Origin of the sequence: Amycolatopsis coloradensis, from assembly GCF_037997115.1 — a bacterium.
GTDB classification, from domain to species: domain Bacteria; phylum Actinomycetota; class Actinomycetes; order Mycobacteriales; family Pseudonocardiaceae; genus Amycolatopsis; species Amycolatopsis coloradensis_A.
Map to the genome: position 1 here is coordinate 6,513,539 of NZ_CP150484.1, position 21,511 is coordinate 6,535,049.

The 21,511-nt window shown below is 69.8% G+C and carries 22 protein-coding genes; 9 read left to right on the top strand and 13 right to left on the bottom strand.

The genetic code is table 11. From position 1 onward, the window contains the following. The first annotated feature begins 89 nt into the window (after window positions 1-89). Complete coding sequence (locus LCL61_RS30520; RefSeq protein WP_340682961.1) at window positions 90-1,106, top strand: GTP-binding protein; 1,017 nt, start codon at window positions 90-92, stop codon at window positions 1,104-1,106. 305 nt (window positions 1,107-1,411) lie between these two features. After that, complete coding sequence (locus LCL61_RS30525) at window positions 1,412-1,678, top strand: hypothetical protein (RefSeq protein ID WP_340682962.1); 267 nt, start codon at window positions 1,412-1,414, stop codon at window positions 1,676-1,678. A 61-nt stretch (window positions 1,679-1,739) separates the two neighbouring features. Here LCL61_RS30525 and ligD read toward each other — a convergent pair whose 3' ends face one another. Genes ligD through LCL61_RS30540 form a run of 3 tightly spaced genes read right to left on the bottom strand, consistent with a single transcriptional unit; the run spans window position 1,740 to window position 5,015 of the window. Beyond that, window positions 1,740-2,747 carry a non-homologous end-joining DNA ligase gene (gene ligD / locus LCL61_RS30530; RefSeq protein ID WP_340682963.1) on the bottom strand — a complete coding sequence of 336 codons (1,008 nt, stop codon included), beginning with the start codon at window positions 2,745-2,747 and terminating at the stop codon, window positions 1,740-1,742. After that, on the bottom strand, window positions 2,744-3,823 hold the full coding sequence (locus LCL61_RS30535) for an ATP-dependent DNA ligase (protein WP_340682964.1): 1,080 nt from the start codon (window positions 3,821-3,823) through the stop codon (window positions 2,744-2,746). The genes ligD and LCL61_RS30535 overlap by 4 nt, the downstream gene beginning before the upstream one ends. Window positions 3,824-3,863: 40 nt before the next feature. Continuing rightward, on the bottom strand, window positions 3,864-5,015 hold the full coding sequence (locus LCL61_RS30540; RefSeq protein ID WP_340682965.1) for a DUF1015 family protein: 1,152 nt from the start codon (window positions 5,013-5,015) through the stop codon (window positions 3,864-3,866). Window positions 5,016-5,126: 111 nt separating this feature from the next. On the opposite strand from LCL61_RS30540, the gene LCL61_RS30545 reads away from it, so the two are divergent. Continuing rightward, entirely contained in the window at window positions 5,127-6,647 is a 1,521-nt protein-coding gene (locus tag LCL61_RS30545; protein WP_340682966.1) for an MDR family MFS transporter, read from the top strand. Window positions 6,648-6,675: 28 nt separating this feature from the next. Here LCL61_RS30545 and LCL61_RS30550 read toward each other — a convergent pair whose 3' ends face one another. Then, the gene (locus tag LCL61_RS30550; protein WP_340682967.1) at window positions 6,676-7,566 is read right to left on the bottom strand and encodes a TIGR03854 family LLM class F420-dependent oxidoreductase; all 891 of its coding nucleotides are present in this window, start codon (window positions 7,564-7,566) and stop codon (window positions 6,676-6,678) included. Between the two features lie 145 nt (window positions 7,567-7,711). Here LCL61_RS30550 and LCL61_RS30555 point away from each other — a divergent pair, with 145 nt between their 5' ends. Continuing rightward, on the top strand, window positions 7,712-8,458 hold the full coding sequence (locus LCL61_RS30555; protein ID WP_340682968.1) for a thioesterase II family protein: 747 nt from the start codon (window positions 7,712-7,714) through the stop codon (window positions 8,456-8,458). Here the strand turns inward: LCL61_RS30555 and LCL61_RS30560 are convergent. The 3 genes from LCL61_RS30560 to LCL61_RS30570 all read right to left on the bottom strand — a co-directional run bounded on the left by LCL61_RS30560 (window position 8,448) and on the right by LCL61_RS30570 (window position 9,849). Continuing rightward, window positions 8,448-8,744, bottom strand: a complete 297-nt coding sequence (locus LCL61_RS30560) for a response regulator transcription factor (protein ID WP_340682969.1) — start codon at window positions 8,742-8,744, stop codon at window positions 8,448-8,450. The two genes, LCL61_RS30555 and LCL61_RS30560, sit on opposite strands and share 11 nt — an antisense overlap. 129 nt (window positions 8,745-8,873) lie before the next feature. Then, window positions 8,874-9,305, bottom strand: coding sequence for a DUF6292 family protein (locus tag LCL61_RS30565; RefSeq protein WP_340682970.1), 432 nt, complete (start codon window positions 9,303-9,305; stop codon window positions 8,874-8,876). Between the two features lie 100 nt (window positions 9,306-9,405). Further along, a complete protein-coding gene (locus tag LCL61_RS30570) occupies window positions 9,406-9,849 on the bottom strand; it encodes a MarR family transcriptional regulator (protein WP_340688716.1) in 444 nt (147 codons plus the stop codon). Window positions 9,850-9,953: 104 nt separating this feature from the next. Between LCL61_RS30570 and LCL61_RS30575 the strand changes: the two genes are divergently transcribed. After that, the gene (locus LCL61_RS30575) at window positions 9,954-10,346 is read left to right on the top strand and encodes a DUF5313 domain-containing protein (RefSeq protein WP_340682971.1); all 393 of its coding nucleotides are present in this window, start codon (window positions 9,954-9,956) and stop codon (window positions 10,344-10,346) included. A 144-nt stretch (window positions 10,347-10,490) separates the two neighbouring features. Further along, entirely contained in the window at window positions 10,491-11,432 is a 942-nt protein-coding gene (locus tag LCL61_RS30580) for an RluA family pseudouridine synthase (RefSeq protein ID WP_340682972.1), read from the top strand. A 54-nt stretch (window positions 11,433-11,486) separates the two neighbouring features. Here LCL61_RS30580 and LCL61_RS30585 read toward each other — a convergent pair whose 3' ends face one another. Continuing rightward, a complete protein-coding gene (locus tag LCL61_RS30585; RefSeq protein WP_340682973.1) occupies window positions 11,487-12,092 on the bottom strand; it encodes a hypothetical protein in 606 nt (201 codons plus the stop codon). A gap of 30 nt (window positions 12,093-12,122) precedes the next feature. Here LCL61_RS30585 and LCL61_RS30590 point away from each other — a divergent pair, with 30 nt between their 5' ends. Further along, entirely contained in the window at window positions 12,123-12,806 is a 684-nt protein-coding gene (locus tag LCL61_RS30590; RefSeq protein WP_340682974.1) for a hypothetical protein, read from the top strand. Here the strand turns inward: LCL61_RS30590 and LCL61_RS30595 are convergent. After that, complete coding sequence (locus LCL61_RS30595) at window positions 12,778-13,557, bottom strand: alpha/beta fold hydrolase (RefSeq protein ID WP_340682975.1); 780 nt, start codon at window positions 13,555-13,557, stop codon at window positions 12,778-12,780. The genes LCL61_RS30590 and LCL61_RS30595 overlap by 29 nt on opposite strands. A 66-nt stretch (window positions 13,558-13,623) precedes the next feature. On the opposite strand from LCL61_RS30595, the gene LCL61_RS30600 reads away from it, so the two are divergent. Then, window positions 13,624-14,250: an alpha-ketoglutarate-dependent dioxygenase AlkB gene (locus LCL61_RS30600; RefSeq protein WP_340682976.1), complete on the top strand. Its 627-nt coding sequence runs from the start codon at window positions 13,624-13,626 to the stop codon at window positions 14,248-14,250. 3 nt (window positions 14,251-14,253) lie between these two features. Here the strand turns inward: LCL61_RS30600 and LCL61_RS30605 are convergent, their stop codons facing one another. Continuing rightward, complete coding sequence (locus LCL61_RS30605; protein ID WP_340682977.1) at window positions 14,254-15,528, bottom strand: cytochrome P450; 1,275 nt, start codon at window positions 15,526-15,528, stop codon at window positions 14,254-14,256. Between the two features lie 256 nt (window positions 15,529-15,784). Here LCL61_RS30605 and LCL61_RS30610 point away from each other — a divergent pair, with 256 nt between their 5' ends. Continuing rightward, on the top strand, window positions 15,785-18,910 hold the full coding sequence (locus LCL61_RS30610; protein WP_340682978.1) for an ATP-binding protein: 3,126 nt from the start codon (window positions 15,785-15,787) through the stop codon (window positions 18,908-18,910). A 145-nt stretch (window positions 18,911-19,055) separates the two neighbouring features. Here LCL61_RS30610 and LCL61_RS30615 read toward each other — a convergent pair whose 3' ends face one another. Genes LCL61_RS30615 through LCL61_RS30625 form a run of 3 tightly spaced genes read right to left on the bottom strand, consistent with a single transcriptional unit; the run spans window position 19,056 to window position 21,479 of the window. After that, window positions 19,056-19,907, bottom strand: coding sequence for an ABC transporter permease (locus LCL61_RS30615; protein ID WP_340682979.1), 852 nt, complete (start codon window positions 19,905-19,907; stop codon window positions 19,056-19,058). Next, entirely contained in the window at window positions 19,904-20,884 is a 981-nt protein-coding gene (locus tag LCL61_RS30620; RefSeq protein ID WP_340682980.1) for an ATP-binding cassette domain-containing protein, read from the bottom strand. The genes LCL61_RS30615 and LCL61_RS30620 overlap by 4 nt, the downstream gene beginning before the upstream one ends. Window positions 20,885-20,906: 22 nt before the next feature. Beyond that, window positions 20,907-21,479 carry an NAD(P)H-dependent oxidoreductase gene (locus LCL61_RS30625; RefSeq protein WP_340682981.1) on the bottom strand — a complete coding sequence of 191 codons (573 nt, stop codon included), beginning with the start codon at window positions 21,477-21,479 and terminating at the stop codon, window positions 20,907-20,909. Between the last annotated feature and the right edge of the window lie 32 nt (window positions 21,480-21,511).

A 21,511-nucleotide genomic window follows, 5' to 3' on the forward strand; every position in this document is an offset into this window, starting at 1 on the left:
GCGGACTCTTCTGCACTTTCCCCGTGCCGGTGTATTGGCCCGCTCCCACCGTCGCTAGAGTGCGGGGAGCTCCGACGGAAAGGAAAATCGTGGTCGACAGGCGGATTCCGGTCATCCTGGTCGCGGGCTTCCTCGGCTCCGGCAAGACCACCCTGCTCAACCACCTGCTGGCCAACCGGCAGGGCGCGCGGATCGGGGTCGTGGTCAACGACTTCGGCAGTATCGCGGTCGACGCGATGGCCGTCTCCGGCCAGGTCGACACCATGATGTCCTTCGGCAACGGCTGCCTGTGCTGCGCCGTCGACGCCAGCGGGCTCGACGCCATGCTCGCGAAGCTCTCCGAGGCCGAGGCCGGGATCGACGTCATCGTGATCGAAGCCAGCGGACTCGCCGAACCGCGTGACCTCATCCGCCTGATGATCGCCAGCGAGAACCCCGTCATCGCCTACGGTGGCCTGGTCGAGCTCGTCGACGCCGCCGAGTTCGAGTCGACCAGGAAGCGGCACCCGGAGCTGGACGAGCACCTCGGGTTCGCCGACCTGGTCGTGCTCAACAAGACCGACCGGGCCGACGAGGACACCTTGGCCAAACTGCGCGGCACGATCGACGAGATCGCGCCCGGCACGCCGGTGATCGCGACCTCCCACGGCCGGATCGACCCCACCCTGTTCTTCGACGCCCGGCCGCGCGAACGGGCGGGCCAGCTGTCGTTCGACGACCTCCGCGAGGAGGAGCACGACCACGAGCACCACTTCCACACCGCGTACGACAGCGTCGCCTTCACCACCGAACGGCCGCTGGACCCGCGACGGCTGATGGATTTCCTCGAACAGCGCCCCGGCGGGCTCTACCGGATCAAGGGTTTCCTCGACTTCGGCCCGAACGACCCGCGGTCCCGGTTCGGCCTGCACACCGTCGGCTCCTTCATCCAGCTGGACCGGTCGGCTTGGCCCGCCGGCCGGCCGCGCCGGAGCGAACTGGTGCTGATCGGCTCGGGGATCGACACCGAAGCCGTCACCGCGCGCCTCGATGCCTGCGTCGCGGACGATCCCGAGGCCGTCGACGATCGGGGCATGCTGCGCGTGCTGCGGTTCATTCAGGACTGACACGCCGAAAGGCCGCTTTACCCGCATCGCTGCCTCGCGTGTCCAGGGCCGGATCTCCCGTGATCGGGGGCGGCTCTCGTTCCGGTGGTGAATCCCGCCTCCAAGCACGCGAGTTCCGCTCCCAGGCACGCGTGTCCTTCGCCTGGACACAGGGATCGCGATTCCCCGGCCTGCCGAGTGAGTCAGGACCGGACGTACTTTGACACGCCGAAAGGCCGAAATACCGGGAATCGCGGCGCGTCTCGTCGACACTGGCCTGCGGAAGGAATCTCGAGCTGGACCACCTGTATCGGGAGGACAGTTCCATGACGAACACCGCCGGACGCTGGTACCTGGTCGGCGCGCTGCCGGAGGACTCCCCCGCCGCGCATCTGATGACCCGCTCCGAAGACCTCCGCTATCGGCGTTCCGCCTGCGGGGACAAGGAATCCCGGCTGTGGACACCGGTGGATCTCACCACCACCGACGTCGCCCCGTGCCCCCGCTGCGCCGCGACCCTCCCCGGCCACCGGTCCACCCGCAAGGCCGAACCCGCCGCGAACACGCAACTCGCTTTCGACCTGCCGCTCTGACTCCCCCGCGTTTAGTCCTCTGAATGCGATTATTGCGCGTGCAACTACCGCATTCAGAGGACTAAACGCTGTCTTTCTTGGCCCTGCTCGGCGCGACCCGGGGCGGCTCGTTCGGCATCTTCGGGTAGACGGGCGGCCAGGGCGCGTCCATCAGCCCGTTCGCCATGTCCTTCCTCGACAGTGCGAGCAGCGGCTCGATCGACTGTGGTTTCGTTCCCTCCCAAGGGTCTCCGCGTTCGGCGAGCCGAGCGGGCACAGTGGACAGGGTGAGCTTGTCCGGCTCGATGGTCTCCAGTTCGTCCCAGCCGATCGGTGTCGACACCTGCCCGCCGACCCTCGGCCGCACACACCACGCGCCGAACACCGTCTTGTGCGGCGCGTTCTGGTTGAAGTCGACGAACACCCGGGAGCCGCGTTCTTCCTTCCACCACTGCGCCGTCATCTCGTCCGGGTGGCGGCGTTCGAGTTCGCGGGCGAGCGCGACGGCGGCCGCCCGGACCTCGTAGCCGTCCCACTTCGGTTCCAGCGGCACATAGAGATGCAGGCCGCGCGAGCCCGAGGTCTTCAGCTGCGCGGTGATGCCCAGCTCCTCGAGCAGCGCCTTCGCCAGGACGGCGCCATGCCGCAATTCGGGGAACCCGATCCCCGGCGACGGGTCGAGATCGACGCGGAGCTGGTCGCTGATGTCCAGCGCGTCGGCCCGGTTCGGCCAGACATGGAAACCGAGGCAGCCCTGGTTCACCGCCCAGATGATATGCGCGAGGTCCTTCGCCACGAGCGCGTCCGACGTGGTCCCGTTCGGGGTGGACACCATCGTCGTGGTCAGCCAGCCGGGTGCGTTCTTCGGGACCCGCTTCTGGAACCACGACTTCCCGCCCGCGCCGTCGGGATAGCGTTCCAACAGCAGAGGCCTGCCGCCGAGTTGCGCCAGAAGCGGAACCGAGACCGCGCGGTAGTACTCGACGAGGTCCAGTTTGGTCTCGCCGTGCTCCGGGAAGTAGACCTTGCCCGGATTGGACACCGTGACCTCGACGCCGTCGAGGTCCAGCGTGACCGGCTCTGCCTTCATCTTTCCCCCAGTTCGGTGAACAAAGTGGCCAGCTCGGCGGGCGGGACCTCTTCGAGCTGCGCGTACGTGCACGAGGCAGGTTCGCGGTCGGGGCGGAAGCGCACGAGCCTCCCGCCGTGGCGGAACCTGGTGCCCTCGACGTGTTCGTAGCGGACCTCGGCGACCCATTCGATGCGGAGCGGCTCCCAGCTCAGATCCTTCTGCGGCGCCCACCGGCTGCCCGCGCCCGGCATGCGGCCGCCCGCCTCCTCGTGGGTCTCGGCCCACTCGCGCCACGGATGGTTCTCCAGCGCGTTCTCCCGCAGCGGCGCGAGCTCGTCCACCAGCTCACGACGCCTCGCGGCGGTGAAACTGCTGGCCACGCCCACACTGTGCAAGACGCCTTCGTCGTTGTAGAGCCCGAGCAGCAGCGACCCGACGCCGACGCCGTCCTTGTGCCACCGGAACCCGGCGACGACGCAGTCCGCCGTCCGCTGGTGCTTGACCTTCCACATCACCCGCTTGTCCTGTTCGTACGGCGCGTCGGCGGGTTTGGCCATCACGCCGTCGAAACCCGCGCCCTCGAACCGGGTGAACCAGTCCTGGGCGACGTCGGGATCGTCGGACAGCGGGGTGAGGTGGACCCGGGCGAACTTCGTGTCGACGACGCCCTCGAGCAGCTTCCGCCGTTCCCCGAACGGTTCGGGCGTCAGATCCCGGTCGTCCAGCGCGAGCAGGTCGAACACCACGAAACTGGCGGGCGTCTCCTCGGCCAGTTTGTTCACCCGGGACGCCGCCGGGTGCAGGCGCAGCTGGAGCGTCTCGAAGTCGAGCCCGCCCTCGGTGACCAGCACGATCTCGCCGTCGACGACACAACGCTCGGGCAGCGCGTCCTTGAGCAGCCCGACCAGCTCGGGGAAGTACCGCGTCAGCGGCCTGTCGTTGCGCGAGCCCAGCACGACCTCGTCGCCGTCGCGGAAGACCACGCACCGGAAGCCGTCCCACTTCGGCTCGTACAGCAGCCCCGGCGTACGAGGCAGTTCGTGCACGGCCTTGGCCAGCATCGGCTTGACGGGTGGCATCACGGGCAGTTCCACGAGGCCGATCCTAGGCCGCGCCACCGACAGAAGCGCGGCATCAGAGCTCGGCCAGGAGGAGCCCGCTCCGCGGTTTCGGCGTGAAGTAGGTGGCCTTCCTCGGCATCCGCGATCCGGCCGCGTGCACGGCGAGCACCTCCGCGTACGGGACCGGGGCCAGCAGCACTACCGCGTCCGCGTCTTCGGGCACCGGCGCGCCCGGCAGCAACGGACGCACGTTCGGCCCTTCCGGATCGACGCCGAGCGCCCCGCGAAGCAGCTCCTGCTCGACCATCGCGTGGTCGCCGCCCGCCTTGCCGAGCGTCACCCGGAGCGCCGACTCTCCGGCCAGCACGGTCACCTCGCCCGGCTCGGCGGGCGGCCCCGGCGGGCCGGGATGGACGTCGAACCCCGCCTCCGTCCATCGCCGGAGAAGGGTGGCCGGGTCGAGGCCGGTGCCGGCGAGCACCCGGTGGATGGGCCCGATCCGCAGCCCCGGCCCGCCGGTGACCAGCGCGAGCAACGCGCCGCGCCCCGAAGCCGCGGCGGCCGCGACCCGGTGGTTGCCGTCCGCGACCAGGAGATCCAGCTCGTCCAGTGCCGCCAGCAGCTCGTCCTGGGCCGGGCCGGGACCGGCGAGCCACAGTTCGTGCTTGCGACCCGGGCCGTCCACTGTGGACAGGCTCGGCACCTGTCCCCGGCAGAGCCGCTCGATCAGCGCGGTCAGCTCCCGGCCACCGGTCGCGGGGACCAGCATCGCGGCACTCGTCGCGACACCGAGCGCGGCCAGCATCGCCGCCCGCTCCGCGACGACGTCCGGATAGACGTCCTCGGTATGCCGCACCCGGGTGACCCCGTCGTCCCGGACCGCGGCCGGATCGACCAGGCACAGCACGCCCAGCGCGACCCCGTCCGGTCCGTCGATGCGATACGGCGCGACGACGTCGGCGACCGGGCGATAGTGCCGCTCCCGGATCCGCTCGAACGTCGCTCTGGCCTGCGGCAAGGCCGCCTCGATCGAGAGGCCGCCCGCCAGCGCGGCCGGGGTCCTCGCCGGATGCTGGACCGCCAGCAGGCTGTCGCCGTGCGCCCCGGCGAGCGCGGCCTCCACCCGGTCCGGGTCGGCGAACTCGTCGACGTCGGGCCCCGGGACGCAGTCGCGGACGGCCCAGCCGCGGCCGATCGGCCGGATCCAGGTGCTCATCCGATCCATTCTGCGGGATAGCTCACGGAAAAAATCGGTCCCATGACCGGGTGTCTCCGTGGAATGCTTACCCATACGAAGTAGTTGACGCCGTTCATGAGCCTGAGGAGACCGCCACAGATGACGACCCCGGCCCCGGTCACCGCGAAGGAAGGGGTCGGTTTCCGGTCCGAACGCGGCCCCGTCCTGATCGCCGTGATGCTGTGTTCCGGCCTGATCGCGCTGGACTCGACCATCATCGCCACGGCGGTGCCCTCGGTGGTCGCCGATCTGGGCGGGTTCTCGCAGTTCCCGTGGCTGTTCTCGATCTACCTGCTGACCCAGGCGGTCACCGTTCCGCTGTACGGCAAGTTCGCCGACGTCCTCGGGAGGCGGCCGGTGATGTTCTTCGGGATCGCGGCGTTCCTGGTGGGCTCGGTGCTGTGCGGCGCGGCCTGGAGCATGCCGGTGCTGATCGCGGCCCGCGCGGTGCAGGGCATCGGCGCGGGCGCCATCCAGCCGATCGCGCTGACCATGGTCGGCGACATGTACACCGTCGAGGAACGCGCCAGGGTGCAGGGCTATCTCGCCAGCGTGTGGGCCATCTCGTCGGTGGTCGGGCCGACGCTGGGCGGCGTGTTCGCCGAGTACCTCGACTGGCGCTGGATCTTCTTCATCAACCTGCCGCTCGGCGCGCTGGCGGCGTGGATGCTGTTCCGCAACTTCCGCGAACGCGTCGAACGCCGCTCGCACCGCATCGACTACCTCGGCGCCACGCTGCTCACCCTCGGCTGCTCGCTGCTGATCCTCGGCCTGCTGGAGGGCGGGGTCGCCTGGGGCTGGGCGTCCGCGCCGAGCCTGGCGATCTTCGGCGGCGCGGTGGTGCTGCTGGCGGCGTTCGTGTTCGTGGAACGCAAGGCCGACGAGCCGGTGCTGCCGCTGTGGATCTTCACCAAACGGACCCTGATCGGCGGGAACCTGGTCGCCGTCGTCGTCGGCATGCTGCTGATGGGCCTCACCTCGTATTTGCCGACCTTCTCCCAAGGCGTGCTCGGCACCGGCGCGCTCGTCGCCGGATTCGCGCTGGCGGCGCTGACCGTCGGCTGGCCGATCTCGGCGTCGCTGGCGGGCCGGGTCTACATGCGGATCGGGTTCCGGGACACCGCGCTGATCGGCAGCGGGATCGTCATCGCGGGCGCGGCGCTCACGGTATTCCTGACGGCGGGGTCGTCGATCTGGCTGGCGGCCGCGGCCGCGTTCGTCCTCGGGCTGGGGCTGGGCCTGGCGTCGAGCCCGACGCTGATCGCCGTGCAGTCCACGATCGGGTGGGAACGCCGCGGCGTCGTCACCGCGACCAACATGTTCAGCCGCTCGCTGGGCAGCGCCGTGGGCGTGGCGATCTTCGGCGCGATCGCGAACGCCACGCTGGCGAGCCGCTTCGCCGGCCCGCCCGCGGGGGTCACCGGCCTGCCATCCGGGGTCGACGCGACCAGTGTCGTCCTGGAGGGCCACGGCCCGGACACCCCGACGACGACGTTCGTGCGCGGCGCACTGGCGGACGCCACGCACCACGTCTTCCTGGCGATGCTGGTGGTCGCCGTGCTCAGCGTCGGCGCGCTGCTGCTGATGCCGCGGCGGACCGAAGAGCTGAAGTTCGACTAGCAGGCCACTCACGACCACGGTGACCCACTTAGTTCTGCAGCGGGACGGCGTGTTCGACGAAGTTCTCGACGAACCGCTGGATCGGCTCCGGCCCGGCCGGGTACAGCACGAACTTGCTCAGCCCGGCGTCGACGTACTCGGCGACCAGATCGCGGGCGGCACGCCAGCCGCCCGCGATCAGCCGGGACGGGTCCGCGTCGGACCGGGCCGCGATCGAAGCCGCGAGCGCGTGCGGGATCCCGTCCTCGGCGACGATGAGGCTGATGCCGAAATGGTCGGCCTCGATTTCCCTGCCCGCCTCGGCCGCGGCCTCCTGGATCGCCTCGCGGCCGGCACGCGCTTCCTCCGGCGTGAGGAAACTGGCCAGCCAGCCGTCCGCGAGCCTGCCGACCCGCCGCAGCGCGCCCGGTGCCTTCCCGCCGAGCCAGAGGTCGAGCCGCTTGACCGGCCGCATGCCGAGCCCCGCGCCCTCGACGCGGAAGAACTCGCCATCGAAGGTGACCTCCTCCTGTTCCAGCAAGGCCCTGATCAGCCGCAACGACTCGTCGAACACCGCGGCGCGGCGGCCCGGCGGCACCGGGAACAACGGCAGTTCCGCGTCGCGCGCGGGCTTCAGCCCGAAGACCGGCAAGACCCGCTTCGGCGCGAGTGCGGCGAGGGAGGCGAGTTGTTTGGCGACCAGGACCGGGTCACGGCCGGGCAGCACCATCACCCCGGTGCCGACCTTCAGTTTCGTGGTGCGGGCGAGCGCGTGCGTCAGCCCGACGACCGGATCGATCCTCGGCGAGTACACCGCCTCGGGCAGCCAGAGCGAATCGACGCCCGCCCGCTCCAGCAGATCGACCGCGGCACCGAACTCCCCTGGCGCCGTCGCTGTCCCCAGCCCGGCACCGATCCTGATCTTCAGGTCCTCCGCCACGTCCGCTCCTTCCGCGGGCCAGGCCGCGGCCCGGTGTCCAGTGTTCCCAGCGTGAACAACCCCGCACAAGCATGGACTCATTCCGCGAATCCCCCGTACATTCCAGTGTCGTGCGGGCCGTTCCCGCACGGATTGGGGGATTTCGATGGCAGGACAGGCTCCGAGCAGCTGGACGCGATGCTTCCATCGGGCGCCGTCGGCCGGGATGCGGCTCCTCGCCTTCCCGCACGCGGGTGGATCGGCGAGCGCGTACCGCGCGTTTTCGGCGGCCCTCTCGCCCACGATCGAGGTGCACACCGCCCAATACCCGGGGCGGCAGGACCGGATGGGCGAGCCGGTCATCGACGATGTCCACGTCCTGGCCGAGCACCTGGTGGACGTCGCCGCCGCGCTCCCGAAACCCTTCGCCCTCTTCGGCCACAGCATGGGCGCGATCGTCGGCTTCGAGGTCGCCCGGCGGCTCGAAGCGCGAGGCATCGTCCCGGCCGCGCTGTTCGTCTCGGCCCGCCGTGGTCCGGACGTGCAGAAGGAGAAGTCGCATCACCTCGCCGACGACGACACCTTCCTCGACGAGGTCAGCCGTCTCGGCGGCACGGACCCCACGATCTTCGCCGACCCGGACATCCGCGCGCTCGCGTTGCCCGCGCTGCGCGGTGACTACAAGGCCGTCGAGACCTATCGCTACCGGCCCGGCCCCGACGTGAGCTGCCCGGTCGTGGCGCTCGCCGGGAACGCGGACCCGGTCCTGCAGCTGCCGGACGTCGAAAACTGGCGCGAGCACACCACCGGCTCGTTCGAGATGGAGGTGTTCGAGGGCGGTCACTTCTTCCTCGAAGACAACCTCGACGCCGTCGTCGCGCGCATCCTCGGCAAGCTGACCGTCAGTCCCTGAGGCCTTCCCTGCTCGCCCACGCGACGACCTCGGTCCGGTTCGCCAGGATGCTCCGGACGTGGCCTTCCACCGTGCGTTCGGAAAGCACCAGCTTCTCGGCGATCCGGCGGTTGCTCAGCGCGTCGGCGAGCAGGGCGACGATCTCGCGTTCCCGCCCGCGCGAGCGGTCCCGGTATGGCCAGTCGCCGGAACTCGTCGAGCGCGTCGCGCGCGATCCCTTGCGCGCGAACGAGATCGCCCCGGGCGACCAGTGTTTCGGCGAGCAGCAAGCTCGCCTGGGCGACACCAGGCCGGGCGCCGATGCCTTCGTTGACGGCGATCGTCGCCCAGGACGGCGGGCTGACCGGGCTCGTCGTCGCGTTGTGGCGTGACCGCGGGTCCGCGCTCGCCGCCGCCGATCGCCCCGCCGGGATGATCAGGCCCAGGCGGAAAGTTCCTTGGCGAGCGCGGACGGCCCGCCGGCGGTGCGCAACGTCGGCGCGCCGGGCCAGCAGTCCTGGTGGTCGCCGGTGCGGAGGGTTTCGGCGAACCTGGCGACCAGCCGCGGCTGCGACGCCACCGTCCGGCCACCGAGGTAGGCGACGACGACGTGGTGATCGTCGTCCGAATGCGTCACCACGGCGGCCGACCAGCCGTGCTCCTCGTGCCACATCAGGTCGACGTCGCGCTCGGGGAAGCCGGGAAGGCGCCAATTCAGCCTCATCCTGGCGGTGACCGGACCGGCGAGGTCGACCGTGCACGCGTCCCTCCGTATCCCCAATGCCGCGGCCACGTCCTCCAGGTAGGCGTTCAGCCTGGTCTTGAGCTCCAGACCTGCTTCCGTGGGCGCGGGGGTCGAGGTGGTCACGGTCCCTCATCTTCCTGTCACTGTGAGTTGGCGTGACGGGAATTACCCACCCCGGAGCGGCTTCACACCCTCATTTCGTCACACCACGGTTTCGGTTCGCTCAAGCCGTGGCTTCGATGACGCGGGTCAGTGCCGTGTGCAGCGCCTCCAGCTCGGAGACCTCCATACCGAGCTTCTCCACCACGCGATACGGGATCTTTTCCGCCTCCGCGCGCAACGCGCGACCGGATTCCGTCAGCTCGACCGTCAGCAGCCGCTCGTCCTCGGAGCTGCGCCTGCGCGTGACGTACCCGATCGTCTCCAGGCGCTTGAGCAGCGGTGACAGCGTCGCGGGCTCGGCACGCAGAGCGACACTCAGGTCCTTGACGGCCTGCGGGCCTCGCTCCCACAGCGCCAGCATGACCAGGTACTGCGGATGGGTGAGCCCATGGGGTTCCAGCAGCGGACGGTAGATGGCGATGACGCTGCGCGAAGCGACCGACAGCGCGAAACACACCTGACGCTCCAGCGCGAGCGGATCCTCGCCCAGATCGATCGACTTCATCTCCGGCCCCTCCGAGTTCATGCCGCCGATCCTAGCCACGACGCTAACGTTTAGCGTGCTAATCATTAGTGTACTGTGACAGCATCGACGGAAGGAGTCGCCCGATGCCCCGCAAGCGCCCGGACGTGTTCCGCTGGCTGTGGTACTCACTCGGCGGCAGGCTGCCCGAGCGCTACCACGCCTGGATCCTCCACGACGCGACCACGGGAAGCTGGCGCTGGCGGCACGTCGCCCGCAGCACGGTGATGATCGCCCCGCTCTGCGCCGTATGGCTGCTCCTGCCCGGCCCGCTCACGCTGCGGCTGGCGATCGTGCTGATGGCCGCGCTCGTCGCGTACTTCTACTCGATGGCCTACATGGAGGAGAGCATCGAGCACCGGCTGGCCAAGAACGGCTTCCCACCCGGCATCGGGCGCCGGACGCGCGCGGAGGCCATCGCGGTCGCGGAAGCCGAGGTGACCGAGCGGTACCTCGCGCGGTACCGGAATCAGGCCTGATCTCCTGATACCTTCGGCGGGCGCCCGCCCCGGCACCGGCCCAGTGTCGCGAAAGTGGCTTTCGCGACACATGCGCACAGCCGGCACCCCAGGAAGCCGCCCGCGACCAGGACGGACGAGCCGCCGCGGCTAGAGTGCGCGGTGATGAGACGCAAGCTCCGCCCGCCGCTCCCGCCCCGTCACGGGCTCGATCCCGCGAGGCTCAAGATGCCCGCCGAGGGCCCCTGGACGACGTTGCGGGAGCACCTCGTCGAGCGGCTCCCCCGGGTCGCACCCGAGCGGATCGAGGAGATGCTCCGGGAGGAGCGCATCGTCGGGCTCGACGGGCCGCTGGGCGTCGATTCCCCGTTCGTGCCGGACTCGTTCATCTGGTTCCATCGCGACCTGCCCGACGAGATCGAGGTGCCGTTCGAGGTCTCCGTCGTGCACCGCGACGAGCATTTCCTGATCGCCGACAAGCCGCATTTCCTCGCGACGATCCCGCGCGGGCGGCACATCCTGCAGACCGCGCTGGTCCGCCTGCGCCTTGAACTCGGCCTTCCCCAGCTCAGCCCCGCCCACCGGCTCGACCGGGTCACCGCGGGGCTCATCCTGTTCGTGATCACCCCCGAAGTCCGCGGCAAGTACCAGACGATGTTCCGGGATCGCCTGGTGCACAAGGAATACGAGGCGATCGCCCCCTACGACCCTGATGTCGTGCTGCCGCGCGAGATCAGCAGCCGCATCGTCAAGGAACGCGGGGTCATCGCCGCGCAGGAGGTCGACGGGCCGCCCAACGCGGAAACGCGCGTCGAGCTCATCGAGCACCGCGACGGCCTCGGCCGGTATCGCCTGATCCCCGCGACCGGCCGCACCCACCAGCTCAGGCTGCACATGAGCGGTCTCGGGTTGCCGATCCTCGGCGACGACTTCTACCCGGAGCTGACCGAAACCCCGCTCGACGACTTCACCGAACCCCTGCAACTGCTGGCGAAGGTCCTCGAGTTCACCGATCCGGTCTCCGGGGAACGCCGCCGGTTCGAGAGCAGGCAGACGCTCCAGGCGTGGACGGACCTCGACGCGTGGCGCCGCGGGCCCTTGCCGTGAAGGCCTCCTTACCTACCCTGAAGGTAGTGAAGGAGGCCTTCACGGACTTCGGGGTTACTTCCGCCAGAACTTGATCCCGCTCCAGGTCACCTTGACCGGTCCGGCGCCACTCGCCGTCCGATAGGCGCCGAACTTGTCGTAGTAGCTCCCGCCGCTGCTGCTCACGGTCTGCTTCAGCGAACCGTTGATGTACACCTTGTGCGTGCTCCCGACCTGATGCACGGTGTTGACCCGCACGGACGTCCCGACGGTCGCCCCGCTCCCCAGCGTGTCCCCGCCGTGGACGGCGTAGAGCCGCCCGCCGCGTTCGACCGCGAGCATGAAGTACGGCCCGGCGGTCGGCGCGTCGCGGAAGGTCTGCTTCAGGCTGATCCGGGTGCCCGCCATGCTGGTGATCCGGAACGATCCCTCGAACTGCCGGGTCCCGCCGGTGTAGGTCGCGTAGCGCCGTTCCGCCCGCTGATCCCCGCTTCCGGTGGAGCAGGTCAGTTCGAAGTTCAGCCCGTCGACGGTGCCGCAGCCGCGTTCCTGGACGTTGAACGACGGGTTCTCCGCTGTCCACGGCCCGGTGCCGACCTGGGCGTTCGCCGGCATCGCCGACGCGATCAGGCCGAGCACGGCCGCCGCGGCCACCCCGGCGGTCCGAAGTCGTCTCCGCATCCTGCCTCCTGCACACTCAGGGCGGCGGTGATGGTCCAGACCAGGACCAGGCTGCGACTGTACGAGTACGGGCCGTCATCGGACAAGACGTTGACGCCCCGGCGTCCCGCTGATTGGGTAACGACGGTGATCCTCTCCTTGACGGTCCTCGAAGGACTGGCGGCCGGGACGATCGACCTGGCCTTCCGGCGCTGGTCGAAACAGAACGTCCACCCGGGCGACATCCTGCGCCTCGAGGCCGGGGTGATCGAGGTCGTCTCGGTCGAGATCGTCGACCCCGCCACCATCGCCGACGCCGACGCCCGCCGATCCGGCGCCGAATCGGCGATCGCGGTGCGGGGCACCCTGCGCGGCCTCGCGGACGCGCCGGTGTACCGCATCGGCCTGCGCTACCTCGGCCCCGATCCCCGGCGCGCGCTCAGCGCGGACGCCGAACTGTCCGAAAAGGACTTCGAGGAGATCCGCCATCGACTGTCCAAAATGGACAAACAGCGCTCCTGGACGCACGAGACCTTGCGCCTCATACACGACAATCCCGGACGCCGGGCCCAGGAGCTCGCCGACCTCCTCGGCCGCGAGAAGGATCCGTTGAAGGTCGAAATCCGCAAGCTCAAGAACCTCGGCCTCACGCTCAGCCTCGAAGTCGGCCACCGGATCTCCCCGCGCGGTGCGGCGTACCTGCGTCTTACCGAGGATCCCGGTAGAACGCGCTGAGTTCCGGCGCGAGCCGTTCCGGCGGGACACTGTGGAACTCGCCGTCCAGCCCGACCTGCCGCGCCCCCGGGACCACCTTCGCGGTGACGAGAGCGGCGGCCTTCAGCCAGTCCGTGCTGCCGTTGCTGTTCACCACCAGAACAGGTGTCGCGATCGACGCCAGCTCACCAGGCACCTTCGAATCCTTCATCACGAAGGCGTCGTAAACGAGCGTGGGCACGAACGACCGCAGTTCGGGCCACATCGGCGACGCCTTGGCTTCGGCCACGGCCTCCACCGGGGAGCCGACCGCGGACATCATGAACAGGGCGACGGCGTCGTCCCACCGGTCCGCCGCGACCAGCTCGCGCATCTCGTCGGCGTACCCCTCGGGGACTTCTTCCGTTTCGCCGCGATAGGGCGGCTCGAAAACCGACAGCCGCGCCATCGGCACACCGGCCGCGGCGGCGAGGAGGGCCAGCGCGCCGCCGGAGGAGATGCCGTGCACGATCGCCGGCTCGCCGAGCGCGGTGACGACCGCGGCCAAATCCTCGATCTCGCGCTCGACCGCGTACGGCGCGGTGTCCCCGCTGTCGCCCCGCCCCCGCCGGTCGTAGGTCACCACGGAGAACTCGGCCGCCAGCTCCGCGACCAGCGGTTCGTCACCGTGCCGGTCATTGCCCGCACCCGCGACGACGACCACGACCGGCCCCGCGCCACGTCGTTCGAACGCGATCGGCGTCCCATCGGCGGACTTCGCTGTGTGGATCATGCGAGCCATCGTGCCACTCGAACATCCGTTCGACAAACGGCCGGAACCGGGGTAGTTTCGGTTGCCATGACCCCCACGCTTCAAGCCTCGCTGTTCGACGAGTGCGCCGCGCTCGGGCTGGGCTCGCTCGACGGGCTCCGGCGCACCGAGCTGACCCGTGGCGCCTGGATAGACGTGCTCCCGGGCTGGCTCTCCGGCGCGGACGAGCTGTTCACCCGGCTCGCCGAAGACGTGCCATGGCACGCCGAAAGGCGGCAGATGTACGACCGCGTCGTCGCCGTCCCCAGGCTGCTGAGCCATTACCGCGAGGGCATGCAGCTCCCCCACCCGATCCTCACGGAGGCGAGGGAGACGCTCTCCGCGCACTACGCGGAAGAGCTCGGCGAGCCGTTCGTGACGTCGGGCCTGTGCTTCTACCGGGACGGGCGCGACAGCGTGGCCTGGCACGGCGACGACACCGGCCGGTCCCGCACCGAGGACACCATGGTGGCGATCGTCTCGGTCGGCGCCGCCCGCCAGCTGGCCCTGCGGCCGCGCGGCGGGGGTGCGACCGTCCGGCACGCCCTCGGCCACGGCGACCTGATCGTCATGGGCGGCAGCTGCCAGCGGACCTGGGAACACGCCGTCCCCAAGACCGCCAAACCGGTCGGGCCGAGGATCAGCATCCAGTTCCGCCCGAGAGGAGTCGCCTGAGGATCAGTCCAGCAGCACGGGCAACGCGTCGACGCCGTAGACGATCGAGACCTTCCGGAAGCCGACCGAGTCCGGTTCGATCGCCAGCCGCATCTCCGGGAACCGGCGTACCAGCGCGGGATACGCGGTGCGCAGTTCCATCCTGGCCAGTTCGGCACCGATGCACCGGTGGATGCCCCAGCCGAAGGCGAGGTGCGAGGTCGGCTCGCGGGTCGCGTCGAACTTCTCCATGTCCTCGCCGAGGTCGCCGTCACGGTTCGCGACGCTGAGCGAGACCAGCACGATGTCGCCCTTCGCGATCCGGACGCCGGCGACCTCCATGTCCTCCTTGGCGAACCGCGGGAAGGCCATCTGCACGACGGTCAGGTACCGCAGCAGCTCCTCGACGAACCTGTGGACGGCCTCATCGTCGCCGCGGACGGTTTCGAACAGCGAGCGGTCCTTGAGCAGCACGAGCGCGCCGAGCGCGATCATGCTCGCCGTGGTTTCCAGCCCGCCGGTGAGCACGCCGTCGGCGAGGCCGGCCAGTTCGCGGTCGTCGATCTCGTCGCCGTGCTCCTTGATGAGCATGCCGAGCAGGCCGTCGCCCGGGTTCTCGCGCTGCTTCTTGACGATCTCGTCCAGATAGGACAGTGACTCGGTCATCGCTCCGAGTGACGCGCCCGCGCCACCGAAGAGGTCGAACCGGGCGGTGCTCAGCCGCTGGAAGTCGTCGCGGTCCTCGTACGGGACGCCCAGCAGTTCGCAGATCGTCAGCGACGGGATCGGCAGCGCGAAGGCCTCCCACAGGTCGACGGGACCGTCGGCCTTCGCCATCGCGTCGAGCTGGTCGGCGACGATCTCGTCGATCCGCGGCGCCAGCCGCGACAGCCGCCGCATGGTGAACTCCGGTGTGAGCAGCCGCCGCAGCCGGGTGTGCACCGGCGGATCGGCGAACCCGAGCCCGCCGGGGTTCTGGTCCTCGGTCACGCCCGCGTTCCCGACCAGGTTCGTGAAGTCGTTGCTGAACTCGCCCACCTTGCCGAGTACGGCCTTGGCCTCGTCGTAGCCGGTGACCAGCCAGCCGTTCATTCCGAACGGCAGGTCGAGCTTGCTGATCGGCTCCGTCGCGCGGATCCGGCCCAGCTCGGCCACCGGGTCGAGACCGTCGCGCTTGAGCGGCAGCAGCGCGTTGTCCGGGATGATCGACATCTTGGACAGGTCGAAACCGTTCTTCTGCTGACGCGCGAGATAGCGACGGCCGATCCAAGCCAGCACGCGCGAGCGAATGCTCCCCATACCCCGCACCCTACTCCAGCCGCTGACCACCTGACCTGGCACAACAGGCCGCCTTCGCCCGGCAGGACAGGAATTTCGACGGCTGTTCACCCGCCGTCCCACTCGATTAGTCACGTCCAGAAAGTCGGTTTTCCCGCCCGAGGGGTTCCCTGCGACCGGGAGACGTCCGTCACCGTCGGTCACGACGGACCGCGGGTAACGCCTGACATCGGGCGCGCGTCGTGAGATTGTCGGACCTTACTGGGAGGATTCGGACATGTCAGCCGCGCTCATCGGACGCGACCATCCCGCGGGGGTGCTCCGCGCGGAGATCGCCCGCGCCGCCGAAAGCCACGGCGGGCTGGTGCTGGTCACCGGCGAGGCCGGGATCGGCAAGACCACGCTCGTCACCGGCGCCGCCGAAGAGGCGAAGCGCCTCGGCGCCCTGGTGCTCAACGGGTCCTGCTGGGACTCGGCGAGCGCACCGGGCTATTGGCCGTGGACGCAGGTGGTCCGCGGGTTGCGGCGCGCGGTCGGGCAGGGCCGCTGGGCCGCGATGGCCGACAGCGAATTGGACGTCCTGCTCGGTGAGGCGCGCGGCGACGGCGCGGCCGACGGGTTCCGGCTGTACGACGCGGTGACGAGCGTGCTGGTGGCCGCCTCCCAGGACCAGCCGATCGTGGTGGTGCTCGACGATCTGCACTGGGCCGACGCCGCGTCGCTGCGGTTGCTCGAGTTCGCCGCGCAGCACACCTGGTTCGAGCGTCTGCTGTTGATCGGCACGTACCGGGACGTCGAGGTCGAGGCGACCGATCACCCGCTTCGCTCGCTCATGATGCCGCTCCTCACGAAGGCCACTTCGGTCACTCTCACCGGCCTCGAACCGGACGAGGTCGGTGCGCTCATGACCAGGACGGCGGGCGCGGCACCCGACGACGCGCTGGTCGCCGAGGTCCATCGCCGCACCGGCGGCAACCCGTTCTTCGTCGAGCAGACGGCGCGGCTCTGGCACAGCGGCGGTTCCGCCGAGACCATCGCGCCCGGCGTGGCCGACGCCCTGCAGCGACGGCTTTCCCTGCTCCCCCAGCCGGTCCTCGATCTGCTGACCACCGCGTCGGTACTCGGCAGGGAGTTCCACCGCCGGCTGCTCGCGGGCGTGGCGTCGGCGCCCGTGCCCCAGGTGGACCGGCTGCTCGACCAGGCCGTCGCGGCACGGCTGGTGGTGGTGCAAGGCCAAGGGCGCTTCGCCTTCGCCCACGACCTCGTCCGCGAAACGTTGTACGCGAGCCTGTCCGAGCCGGACCGCCGGAAGCAGCACGCCGCTGTCGTCGCGGCGGTCGGCGAGACGCCGGCGTCACGGGACAGCCTCTTCGCCGCGGACCTGGCCCGCCACGCGCTGCTCGCCGGCCGGGAAGTCGATCCGGACGAGGCGATCGACCTGTTGCTGGCCGCCGCGGTCGACGCCACCGGCCGCATGGCGATCGAAGAGACGACCACGCACTACCGGCGGGCGATGGAGATCGCCGAGGACCGGCGGCGGAAGGCGGTCATCGCCCTCGAGCTGGGCGCGCATCTGACCCGTCACCACGAGACGGACGAGGGCAGACAGGTCCTCGACGAGGTCTCGGTGCTCATCCGTGAACTCGACGACGACGATCTTCTCGCCCGGTTGGCGCTGACCCTGGTCCGCGCCGACCACAAGAGCCTCCGGGTCGACGAGACGGTCGAGGTGCTCACCGAAGCACACGCGCGGCTGTGCGGCCGCGAGCCCGGACAGGAGCTCACGGTCGAGGAGATGACACAGGAACTCTCCGCGCACATCATGATGACCGCCCGCGACGACCACGACGATTCCGCGCTGTTGTTCGGTTTGTGGGCCCGGCACGACTCGATCTGGGGGCCGGGCAGCGCCGCGGAACGGGAACGGCTCACCGACGAACTGGTCGCCGTCGGCCGCCGCACGGCGAATCCGGAATTGGAGCACTACGCGGCGTCCTTCAAGTGGGTGGCGCAGCTCGAACAGGGCGATCCCCGGTATTTCGGGCAGTATCAGGAGTTTCTCGCCTTGGCGGCCACCGGCAGGGCCCCGAGTTCGCAGCTGGCTTCCCGGATCGACCAGAGCATCATCGCCACCCTTCAGGGCCGGTTCGCCGAGGCCGAGGCGTACATCCAGCAGGTGATCTCGTGCCACGAGGGGGACGAGCATCCTCATTTCGCCGATCTGAACCAGCTGCAGCTGTGGGTCCGGTGGTGTCTGGAGGGGCGGTTCGACGAGCTCACCGGCCTGCACCGCGAGATCTCGCGCAGCGGGTACTCCTACGGCCGGATACTGGAGGCGATCACCGCGGCCCAGCGCGAGGACGCCGGGGAGGCCGTACGGCTCACCGATCTCGCGGCCGACGCGAAGCCGTATCCTCGCGACCTGGCGGCCTTGTGGTTGCGCTGCCAGGCGCATACGGCGGCGGTCTCGGGCGATCCCGAACGCTGTGAAGCGGCCCGCGCGCTGCTCGTGCCCTACAGCGGGGAGTGGCTGGTTTCCCTGTACGGCTGCGAGATCTCCGGCCCCGTCGACCTCTGGCTCGGCAGGCTCGACCTGGCGCAGGAACGCTGGAACGACGCGGTGAACCGGCTGCGCGGTGCCGTGCTCTCCGCGGATCGGCTCCGGGCCGCGGTCTGGGCGACCGAAGCCAAGTCCTGGCTGGCGAAGGCGCTGCTCGGCCGCAACCTCGAAGGCGACGCGGCGGCCGCGGCGGCCCTCCTGTCCGAGGTGACCGAAGAAGCCACCGCGTTCGGCATGCGGCCGGTCGTGGCCAGGATGACGAGAGCACGTGAGGAGACGCGGGCTCCGGCCGCGCCGAGGGCGGAGTTCCGTCGCGACGACGTCGTGTGGACCTTGCACTTCGACGGCGTCACCGCCCACCTCCCGGACTCGAAAGGCTTGCGGGACCTGCATTTCCTGCTCGGCAGGCCGGGTTCGGAGGTCGCCGCCGTCCGGCTGCTCGATCCCGAGGGTGGTGAGGTGGTCGTCGCCGCGAAGAGCCTCGGCGGAGACGCCGTCCTCGACGACGAGGCGAAGGCCCGGTACCGCGCGAGGCTCGACGAGCTGGACGAACTGATCGACACCGCGGCCGGGATGGGCCAGGACGCACGCGCTGCGGCGCTGGACCGTGAACGGGACGCGCTGCTCGCCGAACTGCGGTCCGCGGCCGGGCTCGGCGGCCGCACCCGGCGGCTCGGGGACGAGGCGGAACGCGCCCGCAAGACGGTGACCGCGCGGATCCGGGACACCCTGCGCAAACTCGACGAGCAGCATCCGGCGCTGGCCGCGCACCTGCGCGCGGCGGTCACCACCGGTTCCTCGTGCCGTTACGCACCCGAGGACAAGGTCCCCTGGCGGCTGTGAACCCACCGACTCGTGAGTGGCCAGGACGGTTAGAACCGTCCTAGGCTTCATCGAGGCCGCCGAGAGCGGTCGCGACGGTGCCCGCCCCGAGCGCACGGTGTACCGGANCGGTTAGAACCGTCCTGGCCACTCACGAGGTTGAGGCTCACTTGCGGTTGTAGAGCCGCATCGTCAAGGTGCCGAAGATCGCGAGGATGACCGCGCCGGCGATCAGCACCCAGGTGATCTCGCCGCCGTCCCAGTTGCCGTCCATCATCGAGCGGACCGCCGCGACCACGTGGGTCACCGGGTTGACGTCGACGAAAGCCTGCAGCCAGCCCGGCATCGTCTCCGGGTTGACGTAGATGTTGCTGAGGAAGGTCAGGGGGAACAGCACCATCATGCTGACCCCCATCACCGACTTCTCGCTGCGCAGCAGCAGGCCGAACATCGTCCAGATCCACGAGAACGCGAACGAGAACGCCAGCAGCAGGAGGATCGCGGCGGCCACGCCACCGAATCCGCCGGCGGGGCGGAAGCCCATGATCAGCCCGACGCCGAGGATCACCAGCGACGCGATGAGGTACCGCAGCATGTCGCCGAGCAGATAGCCGACCATCGCCGACGGCCGCCAGATGGGCAGCGTGCGGAACCGGTCGAAGACGCCCTTCTCGATGTCGGTGTTGACCGAAATTCCGGTGTACATGGTGATCATGAGGATGCTGCTCGCCATGATGCCCGGCAGCACGAACTGCAGGTACTGCGTCGGCGAGCCGGACAGCGCGCCGCCGAACAGGTAGGTGAACATCAGCGTCATCATGATCGGGAACGCCGTGACGTCGAACAGCTGCTCGGGCACGTGCTTGATCTTCAGCATCGCGCGCCACCCGAAGGTGACCGAAGTCGACAGCGCGCTGGGGCGCTGAGGACGGTTCTTCGCGATCAGGACGGCGGCGAGATCCTCCGCCTTCGGTGCCGCGAGAACGGGTTCGTTGTCTTTGACTGCCGTGGTGCTCAAGCTGCACTCTCCTCAGGCGTGGCGGTGCGGTCGGTCAGGGCCAGGAAGACCTCGTCGAGGCTCGGCTGGCCGAGGGAGAAGGTGTCGACGACGATGCCGGCGCGCGCGAGCTCGGACAGTGCGCGCGCGGCGTGCTCGGCGGCACCCTGTTCGGTGCTTTCGCCCGTGAGCCGCGCGGTGAGCGCGACCGGGTCCGGCTCCAGCAGCACCTGTGCCTCCAGGTTGCGGACGAGCAGCGCTTCAGCCTCGGCACGCTGGTCGGCCTCCCGAAGGCGGACGTGGATCGCGCCCGCGCCGACCGACGCCTTCAGCTGCCCCTTGGTGCCTTCGGCGATCACCTTGCCGTGGTCGATGACCGCGATCCGCGAGGCCAGCTGGTCGGCCTCGTCGAGGTACTGCGTGGTCAGCAGGACAGTGGTGCCGTGCCGCACGATCGCGCGCACGATGTCCCAGACCTGGTTGCGGCTGCGGGGATCGAGCCCGGTCGTCGGCTCGTCGAGGAAGAGCACGTCCGGGGTGTTGAGGATGCTCGCGGCGATGTCGATCCGCCGCCGCATCCCGCCGGAGTAGTTCTTCACCTGCCTGCCCGCGGCCTCGGTCAGGCCGAACGCCGCCAGCAGCTCCTCCGCCCGTGCGCGAGCGGCCGGTTTGCGGTGCCCGGTCAGCCTGCCGATCAGCACCAGGTTCTCGGTGCCGGTCAGGTCTTCGTCGACCGAGGCGTACTGCCCGGTCAGGCTCACCATGGACCGGACCGCGTCGGCCTCGCGGACGACGTCCTTGCCGAAGACGCGCGCTTCTCCACCGTTGGGGCGGAGCAGGGTCGCGAGCATCTTCACGGCGGTGGTCTTGCCGGCGCCGTTCGGCCCGAGGACGCCGTACACGGTGCCGGCAGGGACCTTCAGGTCGATCCCGTCGACCGCCCGGTTCTCCCCGAACACCTTGACCAGCCCCGAGGCTTCGATGGCCAGTTCACTCATTTTCGTTTCCTTTCAGAAGCATTCAGCAGACGTAGGGGCGAGCGGCGCGTGCTTCGCGCAGGGCGAGGCCCCACCAGGCGAGCTCGTCGAGCAGGGTGGTCACGGCCTGTCCCTGCCCGTCGCTGTCGAAGGGGGTGCCGTCGCGGGCGAAGGTGCCGTCGAGGAGGTTGAAGGCCACGGTGTCGCGCATGGTCACCGTGTGCAGTTCGGTGAAGATAGTGCGCAACTGCTCCACGGCGTAGAGCCCTTGCGAGCGGTAGCCGTAGGAGACGAAACCGACCGGCTTCGCGCGCCACTCGTCGTAGGCGCAGTCGATCGCCTGCTTGAGCGACGCCGGGAAGCTGCGGTTGTACTCGGGGGTGACGACGACGAACGCCTCGGCCTCGTCGACCAGCCTCGCGAACCGCTTCATGTCCGACGTCGGATGCTCCGGCAGTCCCGCGGGCAGGTCGAAGTCGACCAGGTCGAGCACTTCGGTGACGAGGTCTTCCCGGTTTTCCGCCCGGCCGGTGAACCACTTGCCGACGGCGTCCCCAACCCGCCCCTCGCGGGTGCTTCCGATGATCACCGCGACCCGCAGTGGACTGGTGTCCATGACCGACCTCCTCTCGCTTCACCCCTTGGGCG

Coding starts and splice junctions, on each gene's coding strand:
- LCL61_RS30525 (WP_340682962.1), top strand. CDS start 1,412: ATGACGAACACCGCCGGACGCTGGTACCTGGTCGGCGCGCTGCCGGAG.
- ligD (WP_340682963.1), bottom strand. CDS start 2,747: ATGAAGGCAGAGCCGGTCACGCTGGACCTCGACGGCGTCGAGGTCACG.
- LCL61_RS30540 (WP_340682965.1), bottom strand. CDS start 5,015: ATGGATCGGATGAGCACCTGGATCCGGCCGATCGGCCGCGGCTGGGCC.
- LCL61_RS30545 (WP_340682966.1), top strand. CDS start 5,127: ATGACGACCCCGGCCCCGGTCACCGCGAAGGAAGGGGTCGGTTTCCGG.
- LCL61_RS30555 (WP_340682968.1), top strand. CDS start 7,712: ATGGCAGGACAGGCTCCGAGCAGCTGGACGCGATGCTTCCATCGGGCG.
- LCL61_RS30570 (WP_340688716.1), bottom strand. CDS start 9,849: ATGAAGTCGATCGATCTGGGCGAGGATCCGCTCGCGCTGGAGCGTCAG.
- LCL61_RS30575 (WP_340682971.1), top strand. CDS start 9,954: ATGCCCCGCAAGCGCCCGGACGTGTTCCGCTGGCTGTGGTACTCACTC.
- LCL61_RS30580 (WP_340682972.1), top strand. CDS start 10,491: ATGAGACGCAAGCTCCGCCCGCCGCTCCCGCCCCGTCACGGGCTCGAT.
- LCL61_RS30585 (WP_340682973.1), bottom strand. CDS start 12,092: ATGCGGAGACGACTTCGGACCGCCGGGGTGGCCGCGGCGGCCGTGCTC.
- LCL61_RS30590 (WP_340682974.1), top strand. CDS start 12,123: ATGGTCCAGACCAGGACCAGGCTGCGACTGTACGAGTACGGGCCGTCA.
- LCL61_RS30595 (WP_340682975.1), bottom strand. CDS start 13,557: ATGATCCACACAGCGAAGTCCGCCGATGGGACGCCGATCGCGTTCGAA.
- LCL61_RS30600 (WP_340682976.1), top strand. CDS start 13,624: ATGACCCCCACGCTTCAAGCCTCGCTGTTCGACGAGTGCGCCGCGCTC.
- LCL61_RS30605 (WP_340682977.1), bottom strand. CDS start 15,528: ATGGGGAGCATTCGCTCGCGCGTGCTGGCTTGGATCGGCCGTCGCTAT.
- LCL61_RS30610 (WP_340682978.1), top strand. CDS start 15,785: ATGTCAGCCGCGCTCATCGGACGCGACCATCCCGCGGGGGTGCTCCGC.
- LCL61_RS30620 (WP_340682980.1), bottom strand. CDS start 20,884: ATGAGTGAACTGGCCATCGAAGCCTCGGGGCTGGTCAAGGTGTTCGGG.
- LCL61_RS30625 (WP_340682981.1), bottom strand. CDS start 21,479: ATGGACACCAGTCCACTGCGGGTCGCGGTGATCATCGGAAGCACCCGC.